This window comes from Qipengyuania sp. B-5 (genome assembly GCF_056857815.1).
Genome location: NZ_JBSXNU010000026.1, coordinates 19,063 through 44,600, shown reverse-complemented (window position 1 = coordinate 44,600; position 25,538 = coordinate 19,063). Strand labels below are relative to the sequence as shown.

The 25,538-nt window shown below is 61.6% G+C and carries 22 protein-coding genes and 1 other RNA gene; 9 read left to right on the top strand and 14 right to left on the bottom strand.

Features of this window, described 5'->3' with window-relative positions:
* Positions 1-234 precede the first annotated feature (234 nt).
* Together AC13CE_RS02685 and AC13CE_RS02680 are read left to right on the top strand one after the other, a co-directional pair.
* A complete protein-coding gene (locus tag AC13CE_RS02685) occupies positions 235-3,069 on the top strand; it encodes a TonB-dependent receptor (RefSeq protein WP_482971388.1) in 2,835 nt (944 codons plus the stop codon).
* A complete protein-coding gene (locus tag AC13CE_RS02680) occupies positions 3,069-4,112 on the top strand; it encodes a phytase (RefSeq protein WP_482971387.1) in 1,044 nt (347 codons plus the stop codon). The genes AC13CE_RS02685 and AC13CE_RS02680 overlap by 1 nt, the downstream gene beginning before the upstream one ends.
* Positions 4,113-4,238: 126 nt before the next feature.
* Here the strand turns inward: AC13CE_RS02680 and typA are convergent, their stop codons facing one another.
* On the bottom strand, positions 4,239-6,059 hold the full coding sequence (typA, locus tag AC13CE_RS02675) for a translational GTPase TypA (RefSeq protein WP_482971386.1): 1,821 nt from the start codon (positions 6,057-6,059) through the stop codon (positions 4,239-4,241).
* Between the two features lie 258 nt (positions 6,060-6,317).
* Between typA and AC13CE_RS02670 the strand changes: the two genes are divergently transcribed.
* On the top strand, positions 6,318-9,020 hold the full coding sequence (locus AC13CE_RS02670; RefSeq protein ID WP_482971385.1) for a TonB-dependent receptor: 2,703 nt from the start codon (positions 6,318-6,320) through the stop codon (positions 9,018-9,020).
* A 62-nt stretch (positions 9,021-9,082) separates the two neighbouring features.
* On the opposite strand, the gene AC13CE_RS02665 is transcribed toward AC13CE_RS02670, so the two are convergent.
* Together AC13CE_RS02665 and AC13CE_RS02660 are read right to left on the bottom strand one after the other, a co-directional pair.
* Complete coding sequence (locus AC13CE_RS02665) at positions 9,083-11,590, bottom strand: ABC transporter permease (protein ID WP_482971384.1); 2,508 nt, start codon at positions 11,588-11,590, stop codon at positions 9,083-9,085.
* Positions 11,587-12,276 (bottom strand): ABC transporter ATP-binding protein, encoded by a 690-nt coding sequence (locus AC13CE_RS02660; protein WP_473821761.1) that lies wholly within the window; start codon positions 12,274-12,276, stop codon positions 11,587-11,589. Before AC13CE_RS02660 ends, AC13CE_RS02665 begins: the two co-directional genes overlap by 4 nt.
* A 47-nt stretch (positions 12,277-12,323) precedes the next feature.
* On the opposite strand from AC13CE_RS02660, the gene AC13CE_RS02655 reads away from it, so the two are divergent.
* Positions 12,324-13,025 (top strand): arylesterase, encoded by a 702-nt coding sequence (locus tag AC13CE_RS02655; RefSeq protein ID WP_221539264.1) that lies wholly within the window; start codon positions 12,324-12,326, stop codon positions 13,023-13,025.
* Here the strand turns inward: AC13CE_RS02655 and recF are convergent.
* On the bottom strand, positions 13,022-14,107 hold the full coding sequence (gene recF / locus AC13CE_RS02650) for a DNA replication/repair protein RecF (protein WP_221539262.1): 1,086 nt from the start codon (positions 14,105-14,107) through the stop codon (positions 13,022-13,024). The two genes, AC13CE_RS02655 and recF, sit on opposite strands and share 4 nt — an antisense overlap.
* Positions 14,108-14,140: 33 nt before the next feature.
* Positions 14,141-14,407: a hypothetical protein gene (locus AC13CE_RS02645; RefSeq protein ID WP_221539260.1), complete on the bottom strand. Its 267-nt coding sequence runs from the start codon at positions 14,405-14,407 to the stop codon at positions 14,141-14,143.
* 88 nt (positions 14,408-14,495) lie between these two features.
* Here AC13CE_RS02645 and AC13CE_RS02640 point away from each other — a divergent pair, with 88 nt between their 5' ends.
* Both AC13CE_RS02640 and AC13CE_RS02635 read left to right on the top strand, forming a co-directional pair.
* The gene (locus AC13CE_RS02640; RefSeq protein WP_221539258.1) at positions 14,496-14,615 is read left to right on the top strand and encodes a recombination protein F; all 120 of its coding nucleotides are present in this window, start codon (positions 14,496-14,498) and stop codon (positions 14,613-14,615) included.
* Entirely contained in the window at positions 14,612-14,833 is a 222-nt protein-coding gene (locus AC13CE_RS02635) for a PspC domain-containing protein (RefSeq protein WP_221539256.1), read from the top strand. The genes AC13CE_RS02640 and AC13CE_RS02635 overlap by 4 nt, the downstream gene beginning before the upstream one ends.
* A gap of 34 nt (positions 14,834-14,867) precedes the next feature.
* Here AC13CE_RS02635 and AC13CE_RS02630 read toward each other — a convergent pair whose 3' ends face one another.
* Genes AC13CE_RS02630 through AC13CE_RS02610 form a run of 5 tightly spaced genes read right to left on the bottom strand, consistent with a single transcriptional unit; the run spans position 14,868 to position 18,350 of the window.
* The gene (locus AC13CE_RS02630; protein WP_221539254.1) at positions 14,868-15,650 is read right to left on the bottom strand and encodes an SDR family oxidoreductase; all 783 of its coding nucleotides are present in this window, start codon (positions 15,648-15,650) and stop codon (positions 14,868-14,870) included.
* Positions 15,651-15,652: 2 nt separating this feature from the next.
* Positions 15,653-16,198, bottom strand: coding sequence for an NUDIX hydrolase (locus AC13CE_RS02625; RefSeq protein ID WP_345719436.1), 546 nt, complete (start codon positions 16,196-16,198; stop codon positions 15,653-15,655).
* 2 nt (positions 16,199-16,200) lie between these two features.
* The gene (locus AC13CE_RS02620) at positions 16,201-16,875 is read right to left on the bottom strand and encodes a TPM domain-containing protein (protein WP_221539252.1); all 675 of its coding nucleotides are present in this window, start codon (positions 16,873-16,875) and stop codon (positions 16,201-16,203) included.
* Positions 16,876-17,709, bottom strand: a complete 834-nt coding sequence (locus AC13CE_RS02615; protein ID WP_221539249.1) for a TPM domain-containing protein — start codon at positions 17,707-17,709, stop codon at positions 16,876-16,878. It lies immediately after the preceding gene.
* Positions 17,710-17,729: 20 nt separating this feature from the next.
* The gene (locus AC13CE_RS02610; protein WP_482971383.1) at positions 17,730-18,350 is read right to left on the bottom strand and encodes a LemA family protein; all 621 of its coding nucleotides are present in this window, start codon (positions 18,348-18,350) and stop codon (positions 17,730-17,732) included.
* 150 nt (positions 18,351-18,500) lie between these two features.
* Here AC13CE_RS02610 and mscL point away from each other — a divergent pair, with 150 nt between their 5' ends.
* Positions 18,501-18,926 carry a large conductance mechanosensitive channel protein MscL gene (mscL, locus tag AC13CE_RS02605; protein ID WP_473822781.1) on the top strand — a complete coding sequence of 142 codons (426 nt, stop codon included), beginning with the start codon at positions 18,501-18,503 and terminating at the stop codon, positions 18,924-18,926.
* Between the two features lie 46 nt (positions 18,927-18,972).
* Positions 18,973-19,317, top strand: a transfer-messenger RNA (tmRNA) gene (gene ssrA / locus AC13CE_RS02600).
* 58 nt (positions 19,318-19,375) lie between these two features.
* Here ssrA and AC13CE_RS02595 read toward each other — a convergent pair.
* From AC13CE_RS02595 to AC13CE_RS02580, 4 genes are all read right to left on the bottom strand, one after another.
* Positions 19,376-19,630 carry a hypothetical protein gene (locus tag AC13CE_RS02595; protein WP_482971382.1) on the bottom strand — a complete coding sequence of 85 codons (255 nt, stop codon included), beginning with the start codon at positions 19,628-19,630 and terminating at the stop codon, positions 19,376-19,378.
* Between the two features lie 144 nt (positions 19,631-19,774).
* Positions 19,775-21,025, bottom strand: a complete 1,251-nt coding sequence (locus tag AC13CE_RS02590; RefSeq protein ID WP_482971381.1) for an N-succinylarginine dihydrolase — start codon at positions 21,023-21,025, stop codon at positions 19,775-19,777.
* Entirely contained in the window at positions 21,022-22,041 is a 1,020-nt protein-coding gene (locus tag AC13CE_RS02585) for an arginine N-succinyltransferase (protein WP_482971380.1), read from the bottom strand. The genes AC13CE_RS02590 and AC13CE_RS02585 overlap by 4 nt, the downstream gene beginning before the upstream one ends.
* The gene (locus tag AC13CE_RS02580; RefSeq protein WP_482971379.1) at positions 22,038-23,246 is read right to left on the bottom strand and encodes a hydrolase; all 1,209 of its coding nucleotides are present in this window, start codon (positions 23,244-23,246) and stop codon (positions 22,038-22,040) included. The genes AC13CE_RS02585 and AC13CE_RS02580 overlap by 4 nt, the downstream gene beginning before the upstream one ends.
* Positions 23,247-23,379: 133 nt before the next feature.
* Between AC13CE_RS02580 and AC13CE_RS02575 the strand changes: the two genes are divergently transcribed.
* Positions 23,380-25,476: a malate synthase G gene (locus tag AC13CE_RS02575; RefSeq protein WP_482971378.1), complete on the top strand. Its 2,097-nt coding sequence runs from the start codon at positions 23,380-23,382 to the stop codon at positions 25,474-25,476.
* Positions 25,477-25,538: the final 62 nt, after the last annotated feature.

Here is a 25,538-nt window from a genome sequence, read left to right as displayed (position 1 = left end):
TTTGCCGCGCGCGAATGTCGGCTTGCAGGCGAACCCTGACCTGAAGCAGGCCTGACGGGGATGGACGAAGGGAAAGAGCCTTTGCGCAGATTATCACGGGAGGGCCGGTGTAGGAAAATCAATCCATTGCCGGGCCCCTGCAACGATAGCGTCACAATGTCTTGATTCCGTCCCGCAAGCGACACGATTGCGTCAAACGCCGGTCCTAGACGCGCCTCCAACTGGAGGGCTCACATGACTAAAATAACCCGAAATTCTCTCAAACTTGCTGCGAGCGTGGTCGCATTCTGCGTGGCGGCACCTGCGTTTGCCGGAGATATCACCGGCACGGTGACCGATGCCAACGACACGATTGCCCTGCGTGCAGCCGAAGTCCGTATCGTCGAGCTCGACCGTACACTGTCGACCGAACGCGACGGCTCTTTCCGCTTCGCAAATGTGCCCGAGGGCACCTACACGCTCGAAGTACGCTACGTGGGCGCCGACCCGGTCACTCAGAAGATCGATGTCCCGGCAGCAGGAACGGTCGGCGCGACATTGCGCCTGTCCGGCATCGGTAGCGACGATGAAATCCTGGTCATCGGCCAGGCCGCCAACCTTGCCAGCGCCCTTTCGCGCAAGCGCGAGAACGACGTGATCTCCGACGTCCTGTCCCGCGATGCCATCGGCCAGTTCCCGGACCAGAATGTTGCGGAGAGCCTGCGCCGCCTGCCGGGCGTCAATGTGCTCAACGATCAGGGCGAAGGCCGTTTCGTGTCTATCCGCGGCCTGTCTCCCAGCCTGAACGCGACCTCGCTCAACGGCGTACGCTTGCCTTCGCCGGAAAACGACATCCGCGCCGTGGCGCTCGATGTCATCAGCTCCGATATCATCGAATCCATCGAGGTGAAGAAGTCTCTGACGCCCGATATGGATGCCGACACCATCGGTGCCTCGGTCGAAATCGAGACGACCAGCGCCTTCGACCGCACCAAGGACCTGCTCACAGTCAAGCTCGAGGGCAGCTACAACGAGCTGGCCGATGAAATCAGCCCCAAGGGCAGCGTCGACTTCTCTTACCGCGTGAACGAGAATTTCGGCGTCACGGGTGGTTTGTCCTATTACCGGCGCACGTTCGAGACGGACAATATCGAGGCCGACGACTGGGAAGACGACGACGGCCTGATCTATGCCGAGGAATTCCAGTACCGCGACTACGATGTCGAGCGCGAGCGTATCAGTGCCACCCTGGGCCTGGATTTCCGCGCCGGCGACAGTACCGCCCTCTACCTGCGCGGCATCTACAGCCAGTTCGACGACCAGGAATTCCGCCGTCGGTTGACCTTCGATCTGGGCGATGCCGGGGTCTCGGGCAGCAGCGACAATCTCGTTTACGACGATGACGAGGCCATCACCATCGAGCGCGACGTCAAGGATCGCTTCGAAAGCCAGCGTATCCGCAGCATGGTCGCCGGAGGCGAAAGCGACTGGGGTGCCTGGTTTGCCGATTATTCGGTTAGCTGGGCGAAATCGAGCGAGCGCGAGGATGGAAGCATCGACCCTGCCGCTTTCGAACGCGAATACGAAGGTGAAGGGCTTCAGGTAGGTTTCGACGTTTCCGATCCGCGCCTGCCGCAATATTCGGTAATTTCCGACCCGGGCGACTTCTTCGACCCGTTGGCCTATGACCTGAACGATATCGAATTCGTCGCCCTGTCGGACAGCCAGGACGAGGAATATGCGGCGAAGCTCGATTTCGGCCGCCGCTTCGCAACAGACACGGGCGAATTCACTGTGCAGGCGGGTGCAAAGGGCCGCTGGCGTGAAAAGAGCTTCAACGGCACGGTCGAGTTCTACGAACGCGACAATTACACGCTGGCCGATGCGCTTGGGCTGGAGCAGACCTATCGTATCACCGATATCGAGCCTGTTCCGGGATATACCGAAGCGAGCGACTTCTTCTTCGGCAATTTCGACAGCTTCGAACTGCAGGAAATCGACGGTACCTTCGACAGTGCTGTCGAGGATTTCGTGGTCGAGGAAGATATCCTCGCTGGCTATCTGCTCGGTCGCTGGGATAGCTCCACCCTGTCGATCATCGGCGGCGTGCGCTACGAGAATACGTCGAATATCCTGTCCGGCAACGATGTGCTGCTGGTTGAGGAAGATGGCACGCTGCCCGATGGCAGCACCGCGACCGACGATACGGTAATCGTTACCCCGACATCGATCGAAAAGGATTACGATCACTGGCTGCCGAGCCTCAACCTGCGTTACGAGGCAACGCCCAACCTGGTTCTCCGCGCGGCGGGCTATCGCTCGATCGTGCGTCCGGGTCCGTTCCAGCAGGCCCCGCGCTTTGCCGTGGAGGAGGCGGACGATGGCGAACGCGAAGGCGAATTCGGCAATCCCGAACTGCGCCCGGCCGAAGCATGGAACCTCGATGCTGCGGCAGAATACTACTTCGACACCAACGGCGCGATCTTCGCTTCGGTCTTCTACAAGAGCATCGAGGATTTCTTCGTCGAGACCGTGTTCGAGGCGGACGACGGCCCTTACAACGGCGTATTCCGCGGCGTTCCCTTCGACGAGGCGACGATCTGGTTCAACGGTGACAAGGCCGATGTGCTCGGCTTCGAACTCGGCGCATCAAAGGCCTTCACCGGCGCCCTGGACGGGTTCGTGGTACGGGCGAACTATACGTTCACCGACGGAGATGGCACCGTTACGCTGACGGCAGCCGATGGACCGCGCGACATTCCCCTGCCGACGACCTCGAAGCACACCGGCAACATCTCGATCGGCTATGACAAGGGACCGATCGATATCCGGCTTTCGGGCACATATCGCGACAAGTATCTGGATGAACTGGCAGGCGATCCGGAGCTGGATCGCTATGTCGACGACCACTTCCAGCTGGATCTGAGCGCGAAATATCGCCTGAACGACAACATCCAGCTGTTCTACGAGTGGATCAACATCAACGACGCCAAGTATTTCGCCTACAACAACCTTGGCGGCCAGCGTAACCTCTATCAATACGAGGAATACAACTGGACCATGAAGGGCGGCGTGAGGTCGACGTTCTGATGCCCGGCACATTCAAGCTCTTCGTTCTCGCATCCCTCGGTATCGCAGGCGGCTGCGCTTCGATACCGATCCAGGGAGATCCTGCCGTTCCGGTTTTCGCCAAGGCCGAAACCGTGCCGGTAGGGACCGCGGCAGAAGATGCCGCCGACGATCCGGCCATCTGGCGCAATCCGGAAAATCCGGAAAAAAGCCTGATCGTCGCGACCGACAAGAAGGCTGGCCTGCATGTCTATGACCTGCAGGGCCGGCAGCTTTCCTTCTTCGACGGTGCCGGCTTGAACAACGTCGATCTCGCCGAACTGGAGGATGGACGCATACTGGTCGCGGCGAGCGACCGGAGCGATATCGCCACGGCCCATATCCTGCTCGCCTTTCTCGATCCGGCTACCGGGTCATTGAGCCAGGCTGCCCGCCTCTCGGTTGGGCCGGGCGAAGGCTATGGCATCTGCTTCGGCAAAGACGAACGGGATGGCTCGCTGTCGATCTTCAGCGCACCGAAGAACGGCGTGATCTATCGTACCGTGGTGAACACCGGCGGCGGGCAGATCGCCGGGCAGACGCAGGCTGTCGCCCGCGTAGCAAGCCAGCCCGAAGGCTGCGTGGTCGATGAACGCACCCGCACTCTGTACATCGGCGAAGAGGTTACCGGCATCTGGGCGTTCGACATGGACAGCGCGGATATGGACGCCAGCAAGCGTCTGGTTGCCCGGGTCGACAATCGCATGCTCGTTGCCGATGTCGAAGGCTTGGCGATCTATCCTCAGGGTGAAGACGGCGGAATGCTGGTCGCGTCGAGCCAGGGCGACAATACCTATGCCGTTTATGAATTGCCGGAGATGGCACCCGTGGGCCGCTTTCGCATCGCCGCCGGAACTTTCGGCAGTACCGAGGAAACCGACGGTATAGAGCTGGCTTCGGGCAGTTTCGGGTCGCTTTATCCCGGCGGGCTGTTCGTGGCTCAGGACGGCGCGAACGAACCCGAGGCACAGAACTTCAAGCTCGTGTCCTGGGAAGACGTAATGGAAGCATTGGCGGGCGAATAGCCGGTTTTCTGCAACCGCAGAGGGTGGACCAGGCAAATTTGATGCCTGCCACCCTCGTCACCTTCCTCATGACGCGCCTTTTGCGCGGTGCACCTGCCGGTGGGGCTCTTGTGCTGAGACCCTGAATCAGCCGCCCATCGAGCGCTTGTGGCGCTTGCGTTCGTGAGGGTCGAGGATGGACTTGCGCAGGCGGATGCTTTCCGGCGTCACTTCGACCATCTCGTCGTCGTCGATATAGGCGATGGCCTGTTCCAGCGTCATCACGCGGGGCGGGGTGAGGCGGATCGAATCGTCCTTGCCGGTCGAGCGGAAGTTGGTCAGCTGCTTCGACTTCATCGGGTTGACTTCGAGATCGTCCGGCTTGGCGTTTTCGCCGATGATCATGCCTTCGTAGATCTTGGCACCGCCGCTGATGAACAGCTCGCCACGTTCTTCCAGCATATTGAGCGCATAGGGTACGGCCTCGCCTGAGACCATCGAGATGAGCACGCCGTTCTGGCGTCCCTCGATCTTGCCGCGATAGGTGTCGTACTTCTCGAACAGGCGGTTCATGATGCCCGTGCCGCGCGTGTCGGACAGGAATTCGCCGTGATAGCCGATCAGGCCACGGCTGGGGGCGGAGAAGGTGATGCGGGTCTTGCCCTGGCCCGAGGGGCGCATTTCGGTGAGCTCTGCCTTGCGGCGCTGCATCTTCTCCACGACCGTGCCCGAATGTTCGTCGTCCACGTCGATGACGACGGTTTCGAACGGCTCCATACGCTGCCCGTTCTCTTCACGGAACAGCACGCGCGGGCGGCTGATGCCGAGTTCGAAGCCTTCGCGGCGCATGGTTTCGATGAGGACGCCGAGCTGGAGTTCGCCGCGGCCGGCAACTTCGAAACTGTCCTTGTCTTCGCTTTCGGTGATGCGGATGGCGACATTGGTTTCCGCTTCGCGATAGAGGCGGTCGCGGATCATGCGGCTGGTGACCTTGCTGCCTTCGCGGCCAGCAAGCGGGCTGTCGTTGACGGCGAAGCGCATGGCCAGCGTGGGCGGATCGATCGGCTGTGCCTCGATAGGGGTCTTCACCGAAGGATCGGCGATGGTGTTGGCGACGGTGGCCTTCTCCAAGCCCGCCAGCGCGATGATGTCGCCAGCTTCGGCGCTTTCCACCGGCACGCGGTCGAGCCCGTCGAAGGACAGCAGCTTGGTTGCGCGACCGACTTCGATGATCTTGCCATCGGCATCGAGCGCATGGATCGGATCGTTGAGCTTGACCGTGCCGGACTGGACGCGGCCGGTGAGGACGCGGCCCATGAAGTTGTCACGGTCGAGCAGGGTGGCGAGGAAGCTGAACGGTGCTTCCGTATCGAGGCCCGGCGCGGGCACGTGATCGATGATCAGCTTGAACAGCGGTTCGAGATCGCCTTCGCGGGCATTTTCGTCTTCGCTGGCATAACCGTCGCGGCCCGAGGCCCAAAGGCTGGGGAAGTCGAGCTGTTCGTCTGTCGCATCGAGGCTGGCGAAGAGATCGAACACTTCGTCGAGCACTTCCTGCGGGCGCGCATCGCTGCGGTCGATCTTGTTGACCACCACGATGGGGCGCAGACCGAGGCCCAGCGCCTTGCCGGTGACGAACTTGGTCTGCGGCATCGGGCCTTCGGCGGAATCGACCAGCAGGATGACCCCGTCGACCATGGAGAGAATACGCTCCACCTCGGCACCGAAGTCGGCGTGGCCGGGCGTGTCGACGATATTGATGCGCACGCCGTGCTTTTCCACGCTGGTGCACTTGGCGAGAATCGTGATCCCGCGTTCCTTTTCGAGGTCGTTCGAATCCATCGCACGCTCTTCCACGCGCTGGTTTTCGCGGAACGTGCCCGACTGACGAAAAAGTTGATCGACCAGAGTAGTTTTGCCGTGGTCGACGTGGGCGATGATCGCCACGTTGCGAAGGTCGCGGGACATAGTAGTTGCTTTCGTAAGGATGCCGTAGCGGCGGGCGCAAATCGGCCCTGCCAATTCGTGCGCGCCCCTAGCCGATATGGTGCACTGCGGCAAGCTCAGCCGTGTGTGACTCGAAAGGCACACATTGCTTCTGCCTGTCGAAAGCCGTCGCTAAATCCTTGAGAGCAGGGGACAGACCCAATAATCCGCATATGTCTGCGTGGTTTGGGGACTGCATGTCAGGCCAAAGATACGCATCGTTTGAGAGGACGCCTTAATATGAAATTTTCTGCTGTCGGTCGCGCCGCGACCGTTCGTTCCGCCCTGCTGGTCGGCACCGCCGCCCTCGTTGTGCCTTCGGTGGCATCGGCACAGGAAGAAGGTCAGGAACAGGCCGCCGAATACGATACCGCCGAAGAACAGGCGGAAAGCCCCGATCCGAACGTCATTGTCGTCACCGCCACCAAGCGCGAACAGACGCTGCAGGAAGTCCCCGTTGCTGTCAGCGTGACGAGCGCCGAGACGATCGAGCGCGCACAAATCCGCGACATCGCCGATCTGGCGACCGTGGTTCCCTCGCTTCGCGTCAGCCAGCTGCAGAGCGCTTTCGCCACCAGCTATTCGATCCGCGGCTTCGGCACGGACGGCAATAACATCGGTCTCGAACCCTCGGTCGCCATGTTCGTGGACGGCGTTTATCGCAGCCGTGCGGTTTCGCAGATTTCCGACCTTCCCGACATCCAGCGCGTCGAGGTCCTGCGCGGACCGCAGTCGACCCTGTTCGGCAAGAATGCCAGTGCCGGTGTCATCTCCATCGTGACCAAGGAGCCGGAATTCGACTTCAACGGCATGGTCGAGGCGAGTTACGGCAATTACGATGCCAAGGTCGTAAAGGGCTATATCACCGGCCCCATCTCCGATTCGGTCGCTTTCAGTGCCGGCGCTGGCTGGAACAACCGCGACGGCTATTTGACCAATGGCGTCAACGGCCAGGACGTCAACGATCGCAACCGCTGGTTTACCCGCGGCCAGCTGCTGTTCGACAACGGCGGTCCGTTCACTGCCCGCATCATCGGTGATTACGACAAGATCGAAGAGCGTTGCTGCGGCGTCGTGAACGTCCGTCCCTCGGCGGAAATCGGCGCGATCCAGCTGCTCGGCGGGCAGGTCAACGACTTCCGTAACAACCCCGATGGCGATGTGATCTTCACCGATGTCGATCCGATCAACGAAATCGAGAACTATGGTATCTCGGGCCATCTGGACTATGAACTGGGCCCCGTCACGCTGACCTCGATCACCTCCTATCGTGAAACCTCGCTGATGGCGGATCAGGACGTCGACTTCACCAGCCTCGACGCGGTGACCGGCGCGAACATCGGCGATGCCGCGATCGATACCTTCACGCAGGAACTGCGCATCGCGTCGGATTTCGACGGCCCGCTCAACTTCCTGCTCGGAGGCTATTACTTCGACGAGACCGTCGATACGTCGGACCAGATCGTCTTCGGCGAGGATTTCCGTTCCTATGCCAACCTGCTGCTTCAGGGCGCAACCGACGGAGCGCAGAATGTCGATTCGCTGGAAGCCACTCTCTCCGCGCTCGACGGCACCGACTACACCGGCCAGTTCTTCGCCGAAGGGCAGGGCTTCTTCAACAATATCGTGCAGGATAACGAAGCCTACTCGATCTTCGGCAATCTCGACTTCGCCTTCACCGACCGTCTCGTGCTGACGCTCGGTGCCAACTATACCAAGGACAAGAAGCAGATCGTCACCAATTCGACGAGCACCGACGTGTTCTCGAATGTTGATCTGGTTGGTTCGGGCAATCGCGCGATCTTCGCGCAGGGTCTTGCCACGCAAGTCGGTACACTGCTCGGCCTCGGCCGTCCGGCGACGCAGGCTGAAATAGGCGCTTTCGCCGGTGCGAACCCGGCAGGTTTCCAGCAGGTCTCTGCAGGCGTCCAGGCTTTCGCAGATGCGAACGATACGAACCCGGCTGTAAACCCGCTGTTGGCACTCAGGCCGCTCCAGTTCCTGCCGCCCATGCAAAACTGCCCCAACGCAGTCGAAGATTGTGCGACGGACGATGATGACTGGAGCTACAACGTGCGCCTCGCCTACGAGGTCACGCCGACGCTCAATGTCTATGCAAGCTGGGCGACCGGATACAAGGCACCGAGCTTCAACCTCTCGCGTGACAGCCGTCCGCTGGAGGGCGATTTCGCCCAGTTGCAGGCACAGGGCCTGGCGGTCACCAACCTGCGCCCCGGAACCCGTTTCGCCGAAGCCGAAAATTCCGAAGTCTTCGAACTCGGTATCAAGGGCAACTGGGACTACGCCGCTGCAAACCTCACGGTGTTCCAGCAGAACATCAAGGATTTCCAGGCGAACACCTTCACCGGTACGTCGTTCATCCTGTCGAACGCCGGCAAGCAGGAAACCTTCGGCATCGAGTTCGACGGAAATGTCCGCCCGACCGATTCGCTGACGCTGAATGTCGCGATGACCTATCTCGACCCGATCTACGACAGCTTCGAAAATTCGCCGGTGGGCGACCTTTCGGGCGTACAGGTCGCCGGTGTTCCCGAGCTTTCGGCAGTGTTCGGCGCGACCTACAACAAGGAAATCAACGACGCGGGCGATCGCATCATCCTGCGCGGCGATTTCTCCTACCAGTCGCCCGTCCAGATGCTGAACGGCCTGACGAACTACATCGTCACCGATCCGGTCACGGGCGAGCGTGATTTCGAACCGGCCCGCGATGCGGCGCTTCCGTTCACCCGCGAAGTGAACAGCCTCAACGCCTCCATCACATATGCGATGGATATGGGGCTGGAGCTTACGCTGTGGGGCCGCAACCTGCTCGACGAGCGGTACATCACGACGATCTTCCCGGCGGTCGCGCAAGGGCAGGCGATTTCGGGCTATCCGAACCAGCCGCGCACCTACGGCGTCGCCGCGAAGTTCAAGTTCTGATCCGAAAGATCAGATCGGAAATTGGGGAAGGGGGCTTTCGGGCCCCCTTTTTCTTGTTCGGACTAAAGTGCCCGCAATGCCTGTGCGGGTTTCGTGCGAAGCAGCGGCAGCGATCCGCCTACGGCGAATATCAGCACCACGGCCAATCCCACGCCCAGCACGGCGAAGACCTCGCTCCAGTCGGGCAGCCAGTCGAATTCGAACAGCTGTGTCACCACCAGCCACGCGGTCAGGCTGCCGAGGCTGAGGGCGACTATCGCCAGTGCGCCTGCCAGTAGCGCATATTCGGCCAGCTGCATGGCCAGCAACTGCCGCCGATCCGCGCCGAGCACGCGGAGCACGACTGTATCGTAGGTGCGCGAGGCGCGTGCGGCCGCGATAGCGCCGAGCAAGACGGCAAGTCCTGCCAGCACAGCAACGCTTGCCGCAGCGAGAGTAGCCAGGCCAACCTGCTCGAGGATTGTGCGCGCCTGTTGCAGGACACCGCCGACCTCGATCACCGAGGTCGAAGGGAATTCGCGCACGAGGGCCTGCAGCAGCGGTCCGGTGGGCGTTCCTTCGGAAAGCTCTATAGTCGCCGCCAGATTGTGCGGGGTGTCGCGCAGGGCATTCGGGCTGAGCACGAAGACATAGTTGAAGCCCATGCTTTCCCAGTCGATGCGACGTGTGTTGGCGATACGGGTCTCTATCTCCGCGCCCAGCACGCCGAAGGTGAGCTTGTCGCCGATTTCGAGGCCCGCGGCTTCCGCGAATTCCTCGTCCACCGATACCAGCGGTTCCCCCTGGTACATCGGGCCCCACCAATTGCCATCGGTCAGTTCGTTGCCTGCCGGCACTTCTTCGGCATAGGTCAGGCCGCGTTCGCCTCGCAGCGCCCAGGCGCCGTCCGGAATGTCTTCGAGAGTGGAGGTGCGGGTCATGTCCCCGTCCGACCCGAAAGCCAGCACGGCACCGCGCAAGGCGGCCACGGTGCGGATTTGCGCCTCGTTGTCGGTCGCTTCCACCACCGCGCGGAAATCGGCCTCGCGGTCGCGGGGCACGTCGAGCACGAAATAGTCCGGGGCCTGCTGAGGCACACGGCTTTCGATATTGCCGTCTATCGAACTCTGGATTGCGGCGAGGAGGACGAAGGCGGCAAGGCCGAAGCCCAAGGCTGTGACCAGCGCGCCCGTGCTCGAACCGGGCCGGTAAATATTGGCGAGTGCCGCGCGCGCGATCGGACTGGCGGGGCGGGGCAGGGCAGCCGCGCCCTTGCGGATCAGCCAGCCGAGCAGGGCCAGCAGGCCAAGCACTACGGCTGCACCGGCAAGGAAGCCGGCGGCGAGCATGGGACGGCTCGAGGTCAGAAGGGCGAGCGCGACGATGGCTGCCAGCCCGGCGACCACGACCAGAATTGCCGATCTGTCGCGAGCCAGCGGCGCGACCCGCGCGCGCATGAGTGCCATGGCCGGGAAATGCCGGGCGCGCATCAGCGGAGGCGCGGCGAAAACGAGTGCAACCAGCAGTCCGTAAGCGGCAGCGAGCAGGAGAGCGCCGGGATCGATCACGAACCCGGCGTCGACCGGCAACAAGCCCTCCAGCGCAGAGGCGAGTAGCGGGACGGTCGCCACGCCAACTGCCAGACCGGCCAGCGATCCGACTGCGGAGGCTGCGAATATCTGCAGTGCATATATCCGCGCGATATCGCGGCTGTCGGCACCCAATACCTTGAAGGTTGCCACCGATTGTCGCCGCGCGTCGAGATAGGACGAGACACCGCCGCCGATCCCGATGCCGGCGATTACCAGCGCGGCGAGACCGACGAGCGTCAGAAACTCGCTCATTCGTTCGACGAAGCGGTCGGTGCCCGGCGCGGCGCGTTCGGCAGTGTCGATATCGAACCCGGCATCGGGGAAGCGTGCTTCGAGGTCTTCCTCCACCTGTTCGAGGTCGGTGGGGGAAGAAAGCGCCACGCGGGTCTTGCTCTGGTACATTGCACCCGGTGCCAGCAGGCCGGCACGCTGCGGTACGTCTTCGGCGACGATAATGGTCGGGCCGAGCTGGAATCCTTCACCCAAACGGTCGGGCTCATCATCGATAATCCCTTCGACCACCAGCATTTCGGTCCCGACGGCGATACTGTCGCCTTCGCCGACGCCAAGCCTGTCCGCCGCACCCGGGGCGAGATAGGCCTGGTTGCCGCTGGGCGCGCCCACTTCACGGCCACCCTCCAGTGTCAGCGTGCCGTAGAGCGGATAGGCGCTGTCGACGGCCTTCAGTTCGATAGGCGCTGCGATATCGTCCTTGCGCGCCATGGCCTGCAGGCGGGTACCGGCAGAGACGGTCCCGAGTTCTTCCAGCGCGCTGCGCTCTTCATCGTTGAGCGAGCGCTGCCACAGCTCGATCTGGAGATCCCCGCCGAGGAAAGCCTGACCATTCGCCGACAGCTCGCGCTCGATCGCGGCGGTCAGGGAACCGATTGCCGCAAGGGCAGCGGTGCCGAGGAAGATGCACACCAGGAGGAGCCGCAGCCCCTTGAAGCGTGCATTGAGATCGCGGCGCGCGATCCGCCAGGCCGTACCCCAGCTCATGCAGAGGTGTCGCTGGCAATGCGGCCATCGCCGAGCGTCAGCACCCGCTCGCAGTGATCTGCCAGTTCGGGGTCGTGCGTGATCACCAGCAGGGTCGCGCCGGTTTCTGCGCGGCGTTTAAAGAGCAGTTCCACGATTTCGTGACCGGTCGCGGCGTCGAGATTGCCTGTCGGCTCATCGGCAAAGATCAGATCGGGGCGGGGCGCGATGGCGCGGGCGATGGCGACACGCTGCTGCTCGCCGCCGGAAAGCTGCTGCGGGTAATGGTCCAGCCGGTGGCCGAGACCCACGGCCTCGAGTTCGGCCTTTGCCCGGACCTGTGCATCGCTTTCGCCAGCAAGCTCCATCGGCGTGGCGACATTTTCCAGCGCGGTCATCGTCGGCAGCAGGTGGAAAGCCTGGAGGACGATACCGATCCGTCCGCGGCGGGCCCGGGCCAGTTCGTCTTCATCCAGTGTGGCGAAGTTCTGTCCCGCAATCTGCAACGTACCCGAACTGGCACGTTCCAGTCCCGACAGCACCGCCATGAGCGAACTCTTGCCGGAGCCGGACGGACCAAGCAACGCCACGGTTTCCCCGGCCTTGATGGTCAGGTCGAGGCCCTTGAGGATTTCTACCGGTGCTTCGGAGGAGCCGAGGGTGAGGCGCAGGTCGCGCGCGATGATCGCATCTTGAGAAGTTGTCACATGGCTGCGATGGCAGAAGCGCCATATCCACACAAGGAAGTCCGCCGATGCGCCTCAGTAGTTTGTCGATACCCCTGCTCGCCCTTTCGCTCGCCGCTTGCGGAAGCGAGGCGGAGGATGCGGAGATCGCGGATGCTCCCTCCAGCGAAACCGCGGCACCCGAGGATATTGCGGTGGAGGGCGAGGAACGGCGCATCCTTGCGTTCGGTGACAGCCTGTTCGCGGGATACAATCTCGCGGAACACGAGGGGTATCCGGAACGGCTCGAACGGGCACTGCGGCAGCAGGGCATCAATGCCCGCGTGGTCGATGCAGGCGTATCGGGTGACACGAGCGCAGCCGGTCGCCAACGGCTGGGTTTCGTGCTCGACCAGCAGGCGGCAAAGCCCGATCTCGTCCTGCTTGAACTGGGGGGCAACGATATGCTGCGGGGTATCCAGCCCGCCGATACGCGGGCCAATTTCGAAGAAATGCTTGAGGAATTGCAGAGCCGCGAGATACCGGTCCTGCTGATGGGGATGCGCGCGCCGCCGAATTACGGCCCCGAATACCAGCAGCAGTTCGATGAGCTCTATGGTGAGCTGGCCAGCGAATATGATGCGCAGCTGGTGCCCTTCTGGCTGGAAAGCATCTATCAGGACCCCTCGCTGTTCCAGTCGGACCGCATCCATCCGACGGCAGAAGGGATCGATGCGCTGGTGGCCGATACGCTGGACGAGGTTCAGGCGGCTCTGCCCGACGAGGGCTAAGCGGGATCGGCCGTTCCGCCCGACACGCGCCAGATCGCCGCATCCCCGGCGATACTGTCGAATGGCGCGATTTCCGTCCCGGTCATCCATACTTGCGCGCCGCTGGCGGATAGCTGCTCGAACAGCGCCGTGCGGCGAACCGGATCGAGATGCGCGGCAACTTCGTCGAGCAGAAGGACGCCCGCGCGTCCCTGTGCCGCTAGCGCGGCATGGGCGAGGGTGATAGCCACAAGCATGGCCTTCTGTTCGCCAGTGGAACTTTGCGCCGCAGGGACGCGCTTGGCCGCATGGATAACTTCCAGCTCGTCGCGATGCGGGCCGGCAAGCGTGCGCTGGGCGGCGCGGTCGCGCCTGCGGCCCTCGAACAGCGCCTGTGAAAGCGCCTCTGCACTGTCGGCACCGCCCGGCGTATAGGTGATGGCCGGGCGGGCGAAGGGCTCGCTCGGCATATGCGCGATCCGTGCCATCAGCGTATCGACCAGCGCTGCCCGCCCCGCGATCAAGCGGCCACCATGGTCCACCATCTGCGCTTCGATGGCGTCGAGCCATGCAGCTTCGGGAATACGCTCGTCGGAGAGTAGGCGATTGCGTTCACGCAAGGCGCTCTCGTATCGAGCGGCATGTTGTGCATGGGCGGGATCGAGGGCGAGGGACATACGGTCGAGGAAGCGGCGGCGGTCGGCAGAAGGGCCGGTGAATAGCCCGTCCATCGCCGGGGTTAGCCAGGTCAGCGCGATCCATTCGCCCAGCGCCGTGGCTGTGGTGTCCGCCCCGTTGATGCGGACGCGGCGGCGACCCGGATGGGCACTCTCGCAATAGGTGGCGAGGCGCACAGGATCGTTGCCCACGTCGCCTGCAGCCAGGCTGGCCCCGACCCCGAAACCGGCGCCGGCCCCATGCATCACGATTTCCGCAAGATTGGCCCGTCTCAGCCCGCGCCCGGGCGAAAGCAGGGACAGCGCCTCGAGCACATTGGTCTTGCCTGCGCCATTGTCGCCCACGAGCAGGTTGAAGCGCGAGGTGCCGACCAGTTCGGTCGCCTCGTGGTTGCGGAAACGGCTGAGGGAAATGCGGTCAAGCATGGGAGCGCAAGCCCTAGCGATTGCGGATGAGGCTCACCAGCCGAAAGGCGAAATCCAAATGTTGGGAAAATTCACCAACCTTTCGGATTGATGAACGGTGCTGGAGGTCTCGGTTAAGTTTGGAATGGCCGAATTCAGCCAATTTTCGAGTTTGGCACGCCCTTTGCAAAGTAGTTTGTGTTCGCCGGATGGTCCGCCGAACCAGCCAAGGTTTAAGGGAATTATCACAATGTCTGCTTTCGGATTTGCCAGCAACAAAGCTCTCGCCGCTGTTTTCGCCGTCGGCGCATCGGCGCTCATGATGGCTTACGCAATCGTCCCCGCATCGCCCGCAGGCCTGATCGCCTGACGCAATCGCCCACACCCAGTTTATAAAAGGAAAGTTCTCATGTTCGATACCGAAAAGTCTGGCGGCAAATTTCTCGCAGCCGTCTTCTCGCTGGCCGTCTCCGCGGTGTTTTTCGCCACGGCCATCATCCCCGCAATGCCCGGTGGAGTTCTGGTATGAGCCAGCTCAAATTTCGCGACGATGACAATGCTGTAAAGCCGAGCCGCGGGTTTCGCCTCGACCGCCATAACGGCAAGCTGATGGGCGTCTGCGCCGGGATCGGCCGCCACTTCGGGATCGACACCACATTAGTCCGGGTCGGCTTCGTGCTCGGAACACTGCTCGGCTTCGGCAGCTTCATCCTGATCTACCTCGGCATCGCTCTGATCGCCGATTGAACCGGGACGCGGGGGCAATACCGCGTCCCAATTTTTACATGGCCGAGATACCGCCGTCGAGCTTGAGCTCCGCACCGGTCATGAACTTGCTCTCGTCACTGGCGAGATAGACCACCGCATTGGCGATATCGTCCGGCTCCCCCACTTTCCCCAGGGGGATCTGCCGGGCGAGCTTTTCCAGCAATATTCCCTTGTCGAGGCTATGCGCCTTCGCCGTCCCGTCGAGGATCGGCGTGTCGACGAAAGTCGGATGGACCGAGTTGCAGCGGATATCCATGTTGTTTTTCGCGCAGTGCAGCGCAATCGACTTCGACAGCATCCACACCGCCGCCTTGCTCGAATTGTAGGCGGGCATGGTGTCGCTGGCGATAAGGCCGGCGATGCTGGAAATGTTGATGATCGATCCTGGCGCGTGTTCGCGCATCAGCGGCAAGGCCTTCTGGCAGCCGTGGAAAATGGAATCGACGTTGACCGAAAAGCAGCGTTTCCAGTCCTCGAAATCGCAGGTCTCGATGTTGCCCGCTACACCGATCCCAGCATTGTTCACCAGCACGTTGAGCCCGCCCAGTTCGCGTTCCGCCGCTTCGACCACGCGCTCCCATGCTTCGGGGTCGGTAACGTCATGCTGGACACCATAGGCATGGCCGGCACCCACTTCCTCGACGATCCGGGCGGCTGTCGCTTCCGCGCCTTCGCCGTTGACATCGGTGCATAGGACCCGTGCGCCTTCTTCTGCGAGCCTGCGGGCATGCGCAGCGCCAAGCCCCTGGGCGGCGCCCGTTACCAGCGCCAACTTTCCTTTGCAACGGCCTGCCATATTCACTCTCCCTCGATAATTCCTTGCCCGAGCAGAAGGAGCATACGCACGTCGACGCCGCAACCTGCCTTTCTCTTTTCATCGAGAAAGCGGGGTAATTCGGTGCGGGGAACGCGGTGGACGGTGATATTCTCACCGTCGACTCCGCCGCCATCGCCGATCTTCGTCAGGCCGCGTGCGCGTACCAGCGTGAAACTCTCGCTGACCATTCCGGGAGAAGAGTAGAAACAGCCCATGTTCTCGAGCGTAGCGGCGCGGAAGCCGGTTTCTTCCTCCAGCTCGCGCCCTGCGGCGGCCAGGGGTTCTTCGTCAGCGGCGTCATCATCGTCGCCGATCAAACCGGCGGGAAGTTCGATGCAACTGCGCCCCAGCGGAACGCGATATTGTTCGACCAGAAGAACGTGATCCTCCTCGTCAATCGCGAGGATTACTGCCGCCCGGATTCCCCGGCTGCGCGACACATACTCCCAGCGTCCGCGTTTTTTGGCTGTGACAAACTTGCCCTGCCACATCACCTCTTCGGGCGCATCGTGATCGGGAACGGCCACGGTCAGACTTCGATAAGCCGGTCGGGCAGTTCGTTCTCGTCATATTTGTCGCGCGGAAAATGCTCCGAAAGGACCAGGCCCACGTCGCGCACGCCTGCCGCCAGCCCGTCTGCGATGCGGCCGCGGCTGACTTCGGCCAGCATGTCGGCCATGGCTTCGCCCCAGATTTCGGCGTGAACGCGCTCTGCAATGGGCTCGTCGGCCACGATTTCGGCGCGGTGTTCGCGCATCGAAAGGTAAAGCATCACCCCCGTGCGACCATGTGTGCGCCGTTCTGCACCGACCTTGAAATTCCGGATCGCCGCATCTCGGACCCGTTGTTGTTTTACGGGGCCAGGGATCAGGGCGAACTTGAGCGGCTGCCACAGCTGGATGGCCAGTACACCGAAGAATTTTACCAGGCCCAGCGCAAGCACGAGGGTGAGCACCTGCCCCTGCGTCCATTCCACGGTCCAACCACCCGCCAGCCAGTCAACCCAGGAGAGGAAAAATTCGGGAAAGGCAGCGAATATGCTCATCGCGGTAAAGCTGGCACCAATGGCCCACCACAGTGCAATATCGGTGTAACCGTCCGACCGGTCGGCCAGCACGGTGACGATTTCGCCGCTGGTCGTGCTTTCGGCAGCTGCGACCGCATCGCTGACGATCTTGTGCTGTGCTTCGTCCAGATACCGCATCTACCAGCCTCCCGAGGCGCCGCCGCCACCGAAACTTCCGCCACCGCCGGAGAAGCCGCCGAAACCGCCTCCGCCGCCGCCAAAGCCGCCACCGCCGCCCCAGCCGCCACCATTGCCGTCCAGACCGCGTGCAATCGCCTTGCCCGCTTCCCACAGGATGATGTCTCTTGCCGCATTGCCCCACGGGCCGCGGCGATAGCGCCTTCGCCGGCCGCGTCCGCTGAACATCGGCAGGATGAAGAAGAAGACGATGAAGGCGAGCCAGATCAGCCCGCCGATTGGAAATCCGCTATCCTTGCTTTCGCGCTGCTGCTCGGAAGCCTGGGCGATCTGCGCGGCTTCTTCCGGCGGCAGTTCGAGCTGGCGAATAATCTGGTCCGCACCCCAGCTGATACCGCCAGAATAATCACCCTCGCGGAAAAAAGGTTTCATCCCCTCGACATATTCGAAGGCGAGCCCGTCGGGGATGATACCTTCGAGGCCATAGCCGACTTCGACCCGCATCTGCCGTTCATTCGGGGCGACGAGCAGGATAATCCCGTCATCGTTCTCGGCATCGCCAAGCTGCCAGTTGCGGCCGAGCTGATAGCCGTATTCGGCGATGTCGTATCCCTGCAGGTCGGGTACGGTGGCGATCACGAACTGGCGCTGGTTGCGCTCTTCGAACTCGGCGAGCTTGCGGGTCAGTTCGGCTTCGGTTGTCTCGTCGATGATATTCGCCTCATCGACGACCGGTGCAGTGCCGCGTTCGGGGAACACGGGCTGCGCCAACGCAGGCGAGGCGAGGCCGAGCGCGGCCGCCAGAAGCAGCAGCAGACCGAGGATGCGGTTCATGGTCGCGCCTCCCGCGCGCTTCAGTTGGCTTCGGCGTCGCTGCGCATGTCGAGCTGAGGCGCAGTTTCTGCGCCTTCGCTGACGGCTTCGTAAGGCACCAGCGGTTCCGCACCATGGATGATGTTCGCGCCGATCGTATCGGGGAAAGTGCGGATGGTGGTGTTATACTGGCGGACCGCTTCGTTATAGTCGCGAATGGCGACCGCGATACGGTTTTCGGTACCTTCGAGCTGAGTCATGAAGCGGCCGAAATTGTCCTGGCTGCGCAGTTCGGGATAGCGTTCGACCGAAACGAGCAGGCGGCTGAGTGCGCCGCCCAGCTGGTTCTGAGCCTGCTGGTACTGCTGCATCTTGGCGGGATCGTTGAGATCGCCTTCGTCAAGCTGGATCTCGGGCCGTGTCGCCGATGCGCGCGCCTCGATCACCTCGTTGAGCGTCTGTCGCTCCTGCTCGGCGGAGGACATCACGATCTGTTCCAGATTGGGGATCAAATTGGCGCGGCGCTGGAACTGCGCCTCCACATCGGCCCATTTGGCCTTGGCGTTTTCTTCCGCGGCGGGGACGGAGTTGATCCCGCAGGCCGAAAGGGCAAGCGCAAATGCGCCCAGCAGGAAAGTGCGGATGGCGAAGGTACGAGTCATGTCGGCAATTCCTCTTGAACAACCTGAATGCGAAACTGTCTTATCCAGATAGCACGCTGTTCCTGCCTTTCAAGCAATGCAGGCTTGAGCGCTCACAATTCCCGTGCCAGAAATGCGGTTCGGGTCGCAGGGTTGCGAAAAGGATCGGGAATGCTGAAAGATTTCAAGGAATTTGTCGCCAAGGGCAACGTCATCGACCTTGCCGTAGCCGTAATCATCGCGGGCGCGTTCGGGACGATCGTCGCCTCGCTGACTGACGATCTTATCATGCCGGTGGTTGGGGCAATCTTCGGCGGGGCCGATTTCTCCAACTATTTCATCCTCCTTTCCACGCCTGAAGGTTATGAGGGCTCAATGACCGATTACGCCGCGCTCAAGGAAGCGGGCGCCGCAATGATCGGATATGGCGCGTTCATCACGGCCATCGTGAACTTTCTGATCCTGGCATTCATCATCTTCCTGCTGGTACGCTACGCCAAGAAAGTGATGAAGGAAGAGAAGGAAGAAGCGGCCGCCGGCCCGACCGAGCTCGACCTGCTCACGGAAATTCGCGACGAGTTGAAGAAAAAGAGCTGATTTTTGCGAAGATGGGCGGAAGGCGCGGGACTGCTCCGCCTTCCGCTCACTTCACATTAATCCTGAAGGCCTTATATGGGACCTGCCGGTTTCGACCGGCTATGGCGATAAATGGCGCTGTATAATAGGTACAACGGACCCGGGGGCAGTACCCGGCGGCTCCACCATAACCCGCGGAGAAATCGCGGTTTTTGACGGGGCCGAACTAGGATCGACGTGTGCTGAAAGGCAGTGTTTTCGCCCGGGCTGAGTACCCCGTAAAACTGTTCGCAACACACAAGTGCCAACGATAACGAAGCACTCGCTCTCGCTGCGTAATCTGACGGGCTAACGCCCTGATCTTACAAAGCTAAAGCGCGGTTGGACCCACCGGGCAACAGAAGCGGATTCCGGGGCCCCGGGGAGAGGCTAGCAACAGAATCTCCCCACCTTCGAATTCTTTGGCAAGTTCAGTCGACCGGATCTTCTCTGGTCTGACTTTCCATTTTTGCTTCCTTCTCGTAGCGGATCGCGTCGAGAATTTTTGCGCCACCCAGAAACACGGCACCGGCAGTTGCTGCCATCAGAAGATATCCGCCGAGACCGGGGTACTCGACGGTATATTGCGCGCCGCGGGTCATGGCACCGAGGGCGAGGGCGTAGATGATCAGATACGCTTCCCAGCGCGTCTTGATCACGAACAGCCTTTTCACCTTGGTCCACATGGATACGAAACGTTCCTTCCTTAACCTTCCTCTGTGCAATCCCCGTGCCAGCGACACGTTCCTGCCGAGTCAGATGGTTAATCCAGAACCGAGTGTAAGAACGCCCGACGCAGAGTCGAGGCAGTTAACCGTTGTGCACCCGAATTAAACGAGACTGTCCAAGGATAGGACACTCAGCAAAGCTTCGCGCGCTTCGATCACGCGCTTGGCGAGTGCGTCGGTGCCGATGTCTTGCGGACCGATGCTCTCGGGCCACATTTCGGCGATCACCGCCTCTATCCGCTCGGTCTTGGCTTCATCGAGCATAAAGCGCTGATCCACCGTCCTCGGGTCGGCCACCACGCGAAGGCGCAGGCAGGCGGGGCCGCCTCCGTTGGCCATGGACTGGCGCACATCGACCGGAATGACCTTGCGAATGGGGCCGTTGCTGGCGAGCATGTGTTCGCACCAGCTCCACACGCTCGCACTTTCCTGGCACTCGCTCGGCACCACCAGCGCCATCTCGCCGCTCGGGAGCGTGAGCAGCTGCGCATTGAACAGGTAGGTGCGGATCGCTTCTTCGAGGCTGACCGCACTCTCCGGTACCTCGACCACCTCGAGTGAGGGGAAAGCCGCGCGGATCGCTTCATAGGCGCCTTGCTGGTCGGCAAATGCGCGCTCATGGGTGAACAGCACGCGCTCGTTCGCCACGGAAACGACGTCATTATGGAATGCGCCGGCTTCGATAGCGTCGGGGTTCTGTTCGATGAAGATGCATTTGTCCGGATCGAGGCCATGCAGGCGGGCAATGGCGCGGCTGGCCTGTTCATGCTGGCGTGCGGGGAATCTGCCGCCCTGCCTGCCCCAGACGAACACTTCGACGCCCGGCGCATCGTGGCCTTCGCAAAAGCGCATGTGGTTGGCCGCGCCCTCGTCGCCGAATGCAGGCAAAACGGCATCGTGAATAGCGAAATGCTGCTCGTCGCCAAAAGCCAATTTCAACTGCGCTTGCGTATCCCGCCATTCCTGTGCGCGGTGCGGCATAGTGACGAGATTGGCAGGCGTCAGGTGACAGCGACCATCGCGCGTATCCGGTGCTGGACTGACCGTGGCGGCATTGGCGGTCCACATGCTCGATGCCGACCATGCGGCAGCGAGAAGCTGGCGCGGTGCGCTTTCGTCGATGGCAAGGTCACGCATCAGTCCGAAATTGGGGCGGGGCAGCGGCAGGAGAAATCCCTGTGCGAGACCCAGCGCCATGTTTGAACGCATTTTGGCTATGCCCTGCAACGCTGCGGCCCGAGGGTAGGAAATGTCTCCCTTATGGCTTGCGCTGGCGATGTTGCCGAGGCTGAGACCGGCGTAATTGTGGCTTGGCCCTACGATACCATCGAAATTAATCTCGACGAGGCTCATCGTGCTACGCTCCAGACGGTATCGCCTACGCCGACCTCCAGCGCGGCAGCGCTGATTTCGTCGATCGCGACCGAACCGTCATCCCCGAAGTCGCGCATGCCGTAAGCCGATTTGAATTCCCCCAGTTCGCCCGACGCCAGCAAAGCGCGTTCGCCGATGTCGAGATCGACCGCGGCCACCGTCGCTGGCTTGGCGTCCTGCACGCTTTTCACCTGATCGGTGCGCGCGATCATGGTCGGACCGCCATCGAAAATGTCGACATAGCCTTCGGCTGCAAAGCCCTCGTTCTCAAGCATACGCATGGCTGCACGGCCCGAGGGGTGGGGGACGCCGATGACTTTACGCGCTTCGTCGTCAAGCATGGCGACATAAACCGGATGCTTGGGCATCAGATCGGCGATAAACTGGTTTCCGTTGATCGCGTTGAAGTAGTCGGCTTCCTGGAAGGTCATGCCGAAAAACCGCCCGGCGACCCCGTCCCAGAAGGGGGAGCCGCCGCGATCGTCGATCACGCCGCGCAATTCGGCGATAATGCGGTCGGCGAACCGGCTTCGATGCATGGCGACGAAGAGATAGCGGCTGCGCGCGAGCAGAAGGCCAAGCCCGCCGGCGCGTTCACCCGGATGGAGAAACAACCCACCGACTTCGGATGAACCTTCCAAGTCGGTTACGAGGCTCAGCAGTTCGGCGCGCACAGTACGGTCGAGTTCCTGACTGTGCTGGGTCAGAGTGGTCAGTCGATAGGAATAGAACGGCCATTGCTGGCCGACCTGGCTGAAAAGCTGACAGGTTCCGCGCACCTGGCCCGTAGCGGTATTCTCAAGAACGAGTGTGAATTGGTCGTCACCCAGTTTCCCATCATCGCTACGCGAGAAGGCAGCATCGGCACGTTCGAGCTTCTTGGTCAGGGCATTCTTGTCTGCGGGCAGGTTGGTAAATCCGCCACCTGTCAGTTTGGCCATTTCATACAGATGTTCGAGGTCGTCGATATGCGCGGCGCGCAGGCGGAAGGTCACAAATGGTCTCCGGTAGATAGCTTTGTCAGAACCAGCGCGGAGAGCGCCGTACGCTCCCGCAACGAAGGTACGATCATGAATTCGTCAGGCGAATGAATCGCCCCGCCGCGCACGCCCATCGTATCGACCACAGGGATGCCGGTCGCGGCGATATTGTTGCCGTCGCACACGCCGCCAGTGGACTTCCAGCCAATCTGCTGGCCGAGTTCGGCTCCGCATGTTTTGACTAGGTCGAACAGGCGCTGAGCCTTGTCGTCGACCGGCTTGGGTGGTCGCGTGACCCCGCCATGGCGGTGGATGCCGACTTCGTGCTCGGCTTCGACAGTCTTGAGGATCGCGTCGAGATCGCCGCCAAAGCGGTTCATGGCATCGGTCGATTTGGGGCGGATGTTGAAGCGCAGGATAGCGAGGTCGGGGACGACATTATTCGCTGCGCCGCCTTCGATCCTGGCTGGATTGACGGTAATGTCCTCCGCCTCGAGCGCCTTGATCTTCAGGACGAAATCGGACGCCGCGACGATGGCGTTGCGCCCGTCCTGCGGGTTTCGGCCTGCGTGGGCACTGCGCCCGGTAATGGTGATCGAGTAATTGCCCGTCCCGCCCCGCGAGTGCGCGAGCGTACCATCTGGCAGGGCGCTGGGCTCATATGTCAGTGCGGCATATTTCCCGCGTGCCAGTTCCTCGATCAAGCCACGGCTGGCGAGACTGCCCGTTTCCTCGTCCGAGTTGATCATCACATCGTAGCCCACACGCGAAGAGCCTTCGATCGTCTCGAATGTCCTGAGCGAATGGAGAATGACGTTTAGGCCGCCTTTCATATCTGCCGTGCCGGGGCCGTTGAGAGTTTCGTCGTCGAGCCACTTCACCTCCTGGAAGGGATGATCGACAGGGAAAACGGTGTCCATGTGTCCGGTCAGGACGAAGCGACGTTCGGCCTCGGGTCGTACACGCAGGACCATGTGCTTGCCATGCGGCTTTTCGTATTCACGGCCCTCGGCGGAAATTGCGGTGACCGTTGCAGGCTCCACCAACTCGATATCGCCGGGAAGGATAGCGAAGGCATCGGCCAATATCCCTGCCATTTTCTCCAGCCCCTCGATATTCGCGGTGCCGGTGTTGACTGCGGACCATACCTGCACCTCGCGCAGCATCGTGTCCGCGTCTATTGCGTCGAGAAGGGCTTGGGGGGCAGTATCCGGTTTCATCGGCAACTTCCTTAAGGTTCGCGCAGGCCAAGTCCACCCCGCGCCTTGCATTCGTCAACCGCTGGCGGCATAGGTCGTGCCGCTCCTCCCCGGGTCTACATCGCCAGTCGCACGATCTACCCTGAGGAGTTCTATGACCAATTACGTGACGCGCGCCGGTATTCAAACCGATCCAGCTCTTGCCGCGTTTGTCGAGCGGGAGGTGCTGGGACCGCTGGGCCACGATGCGAACAATTTTTGGGAAGGGTTTGCCAGCCTTCTCGGCGATTTCGTTCCCCGCAATCGGGCCTTGCTGGATAAGCGCGAAGATCTACAGGCGAAGATTGATGCCTGGCATATCGAGCGTAAGGGACAGCCGCACGATGCCGAGGCTTATCGCAGCTTTCTCGAAGAGATCGGCTATCTGGTGCCGGAGCCGGGCGAATTCACCATCGGCACGCGGAACGTCGATCCCGAAATCGCGACTATGGCCGGGCCGCAACTCGTCGTGCCCATCCTCAATGCACGCTTCCTGCTCAACGCCGCAAATGCGCGTTGGGGCAGCCTGTACGATGCGCTATACGGCACCGATGCGCTCGACGCTCCACCCGCACGGCCGGGCGGCTATGACGAGGCGCGCGGCGCGGCGGTAATCGCGCAAGGCCGCAAATTCCTCGACGAAGCGCTGCCTCTGTCGGAGCGGAGCTGGGCCGATCTTGAAAGTGAAGATTACGGCAATTTGATAGATCAGGACCAGTTTGTTGGACGTACCGACAAGGGTCTCCTGTTCAGGAACAATGGCCTGCACATAGAGGTGCAGTTCGATCGTGAACATCCGGTCGGTCGCACCGACAAGGCAGGTATTTCGGATATCGTCCTTGAAGCCGCGCTCACCACGATCGCCGATTGCGAGGATTCGGTCGCGGCGGTCGATGCCGAGGACAAGCTGCTCGCCTATCGCAACTGGCTGGGCATCATTCGCGGCGATCTGTCGGAGAGTTTCGATAAGGGCGGAAAAACCGTCACGCGCGATCTGGCGGGCGACAAGTACTATATCGATTCGAACGACACGCACCGCTCGCTTCCCGGCCGCAGCCTGATGTTCGTCCGCAATGTCGGCCACCTGATGACCAACCCCGCCATGTGCTGGGACGGGCAGGAAATCCCCGAGGGTATTCTCGACGCCGTGATGACCAGCGCGATTTCGGCGCAGGACATAGTAGGATTGGGGAAATACGGCAATAGCCGCAAGGGCAGCATCTATATCGTGAAGCCCAAGATGCACGGACCGGAGGAATGCGCCTTCACCAACGACCTGTTCGATGCAGTCGAGGACCTGCTCGACCTGCCGCGCCATACTATCAAGGTCGGCGTGATGGACGAAGAGCGCCGCACCAGCGCCAATCTTGCCGCCTGCATCCACGCGGTGAAGGACCGCATCGTCTTCATCAACACCGGTTTCCTCGACCGTACCGGAGATGAGATCCACACTTCGATGCAAGCGGGCCCGATGATGCGCAAGGGCGAGATGAAGAATTCCGCCTGGCTCAGGGCTTACGAGGCGCGCAATGTCGGGATTGGCCTTGCGCATGGTCTTTCGGGCCGCGCACAGATCGGCAAGGGCATGTGGGCCGCGCCGGACCTCATGGGGCAGATGATGATCGAGAAGATCGGTCACCTGCGCGCCGGAGCAAACACTGCGTGGGTGCCAAGTCCGACCGCTGCAACGCTACACGCCATCCACTATCACCGCGAAGATGTATTCGAAATCCAGAAGGAGCTGGGTGATGCGGCGAAGCTCGAGGAACTCCTGACCATACCGCTGGCCGACGGGGTCAATTGGTCCGCAGACGAAATCCGCGAGGAGCTCGACAATAATTGCCAGGGATTGCTGGGCTACGTGGTGCGCTGGATCGACCACGGAGTGGGCTGTTCGAAGGTCCCCGACATCAATGATGTCGGGCTAATGGAAGACCGTGCGACTTTGCGCATCTCCAGCCAGCATATCGCCAACTGGCTGCTGCACGGCGTGATTTCCGAAGAACAGGTGATGAATTCGCTGCGTCGCATGGCCGCCAAGGTGGATCAGCAGAATGCCAGCGACCCTTCTTATGAGCCACTGCTCGAAAATGAAAATGGTCCGGCATTCAGCGCAGCCAGGGATCTGATTTTCAAGGGCGTCGAGCAACCCAGCGGCTACACGGAGCCTCTGCTGCATCAATGGCGACAGCGTCGGAAATCGGGTGTCTGAAGCTCCGGTCAAGCATATGGTAAACCTTTGAGGATAGGCGGGGCCCGGCAAAATAAAAAAGG

What these genes read in the sequence shown, in the direction of transcription:
- AC13CE_RS02685 (WP_482971388.1), top strand. Translation starts at nt 235, where the DNA reads ATGACTAAAATAACCCGAAATTCTCTCAAACTTGCTGCGAGCGTGGTC.
- AC13CE_RS02680 (WP_482971387.1), top strand. Translation starts at nt 3,069, where the DNA reads ATGCCCGGCACATTCAAGCTCTTCGTTCTCGCATCCCTCGGTATCGCA.
- typA (WP_482971386.1), bottom strand. Translation starts at nt 6,059, where the DNA reads ATGTCCCGCGACCTTCGCAACGTGGCGATCATCGCCCACGTCGACCAC.
- AC13CE_RS02670 (WP_482971385.1), top strand. Translation starts at nt 6,318, where the DNA reads ATGAAATTTTCTGCTGTCGGTCGCGCCGCGACCGTTCGTTCCGCCCTG.
- AC13CE_RS02665 (WP_482971384.1), bottom strand. Translation starts at nt 11,590, where the DNA reads ATGAGCTGGGGTACGGCCTGGCGGATCGCGCGCCGCGATCTCAATGCA.
- AC13CE_RS02655 (WP_221539264.1), top strand. Translation starts at nt 12,324, where the DNA reads ATGCGCCTCAGTAGTTTGTCGATACCCCTGCTCGCCCTTTCGCTCGCC.
- recF (WP_221539262.1), bottom strand. Translation starts at nt 14,107, where the DNA reads ATGCTTGACCGCATTTCCCTCAGCCGTTTCCGCAACCACGAGGCGACC.
- AC13CE_RS02645 (WP_221539260.1), bottom strand. Translation starts at nt 14,407, where the DNA reads ATGAGCGCCGATGCGCCGACGGCGAAAACAGCGGCGAGAGCTTTGTTG.
- AC13CE_RS02640 (WP_221539258.1), top strand. Translation starts at nt 14,496, where the DNA reads ATGTTCGATACCGAAAAGTCTGGCGGCAAATTTCTCGCAGCCGTCTTC.
- AC13CE_RS02635 (WP_221539256.1), top strand. Translation starts at nt 14,612, where the DNA reads ATGAGCCAGCTCAAATTTCGCGACGATGACAATGCTGTAAAGCCGAGC.
- AC13CE_RS02630 (WP_221539254.1), bottom strand. Translation starts at nt 15,650, where the DNA reads ATGGCAGGCCGTTGCAAAGGAAAGTTGGCGCTGGTAACGGGCGCCGCC.
- AC13CE_RS02620 (WP_221539252.1), bottom strand. Translation starts at nt 16,875, where the DNA reads ATGCGGTATCTGGACGAAGCACAGCACAAGATCGTCAGCGATGCGGTC.
- AC13CE_RS02615 (WP_221539249.1), bottom strand. Translation starts at nt 17,709, where the DNA reads ATGAACCGCATCCTCGGTCTGCTGCTGCTTCTGGCGGCCGCGCTCGGC.
- AC13CE_RS02610 (WP_482971383.1), bottom strand. Translation starts at nt 18,350, where the DNA reads ATGACTCGTACCTTCGCCATCCGCACTTTCCTGCTGGGCGCATTTGCG.
- mscL (WP_473822781.1), top strand. Translation starts at nt 18,501, where the DNA reads ATGCTGAAAGATTTCAAGGAATTTGTCGCCAAGGGCAACGTCATCGAC.
- AC13CE_RS02595 (WP_482971382.1), bottom strand. Translation starts at nt 19,630, where the DNA reads ATGTGGACCAAGGTGAAAAGGCTGTTCGTGATCAAGACGCGCTGGGAA.
- AC13CE_RS02590 (WP_482971381.1), bottom strand. Translation starts at nt 21,025, where the DNA reads ATGAGCCTCGTCGAGATTAATTTCGATGGTATCGTAGGGCCAAGCCAC.
- AC13CE_RS02580 (WP_482971379.1), bottom strand. Translation starts at nt 23,246, where the DNA reads ATGAAACCGGATACTGCCCCCCAAGCCCTTCTCGACGCAATAGACGCG.
- AC13CE_RS02575 (WP_482971378.1), top strand. Translation starts at nt 23,380, where the DNA reads ATGACCAATTACGTGACGCGCGCCGGTATTCAAACCGATCCAGCTCTT.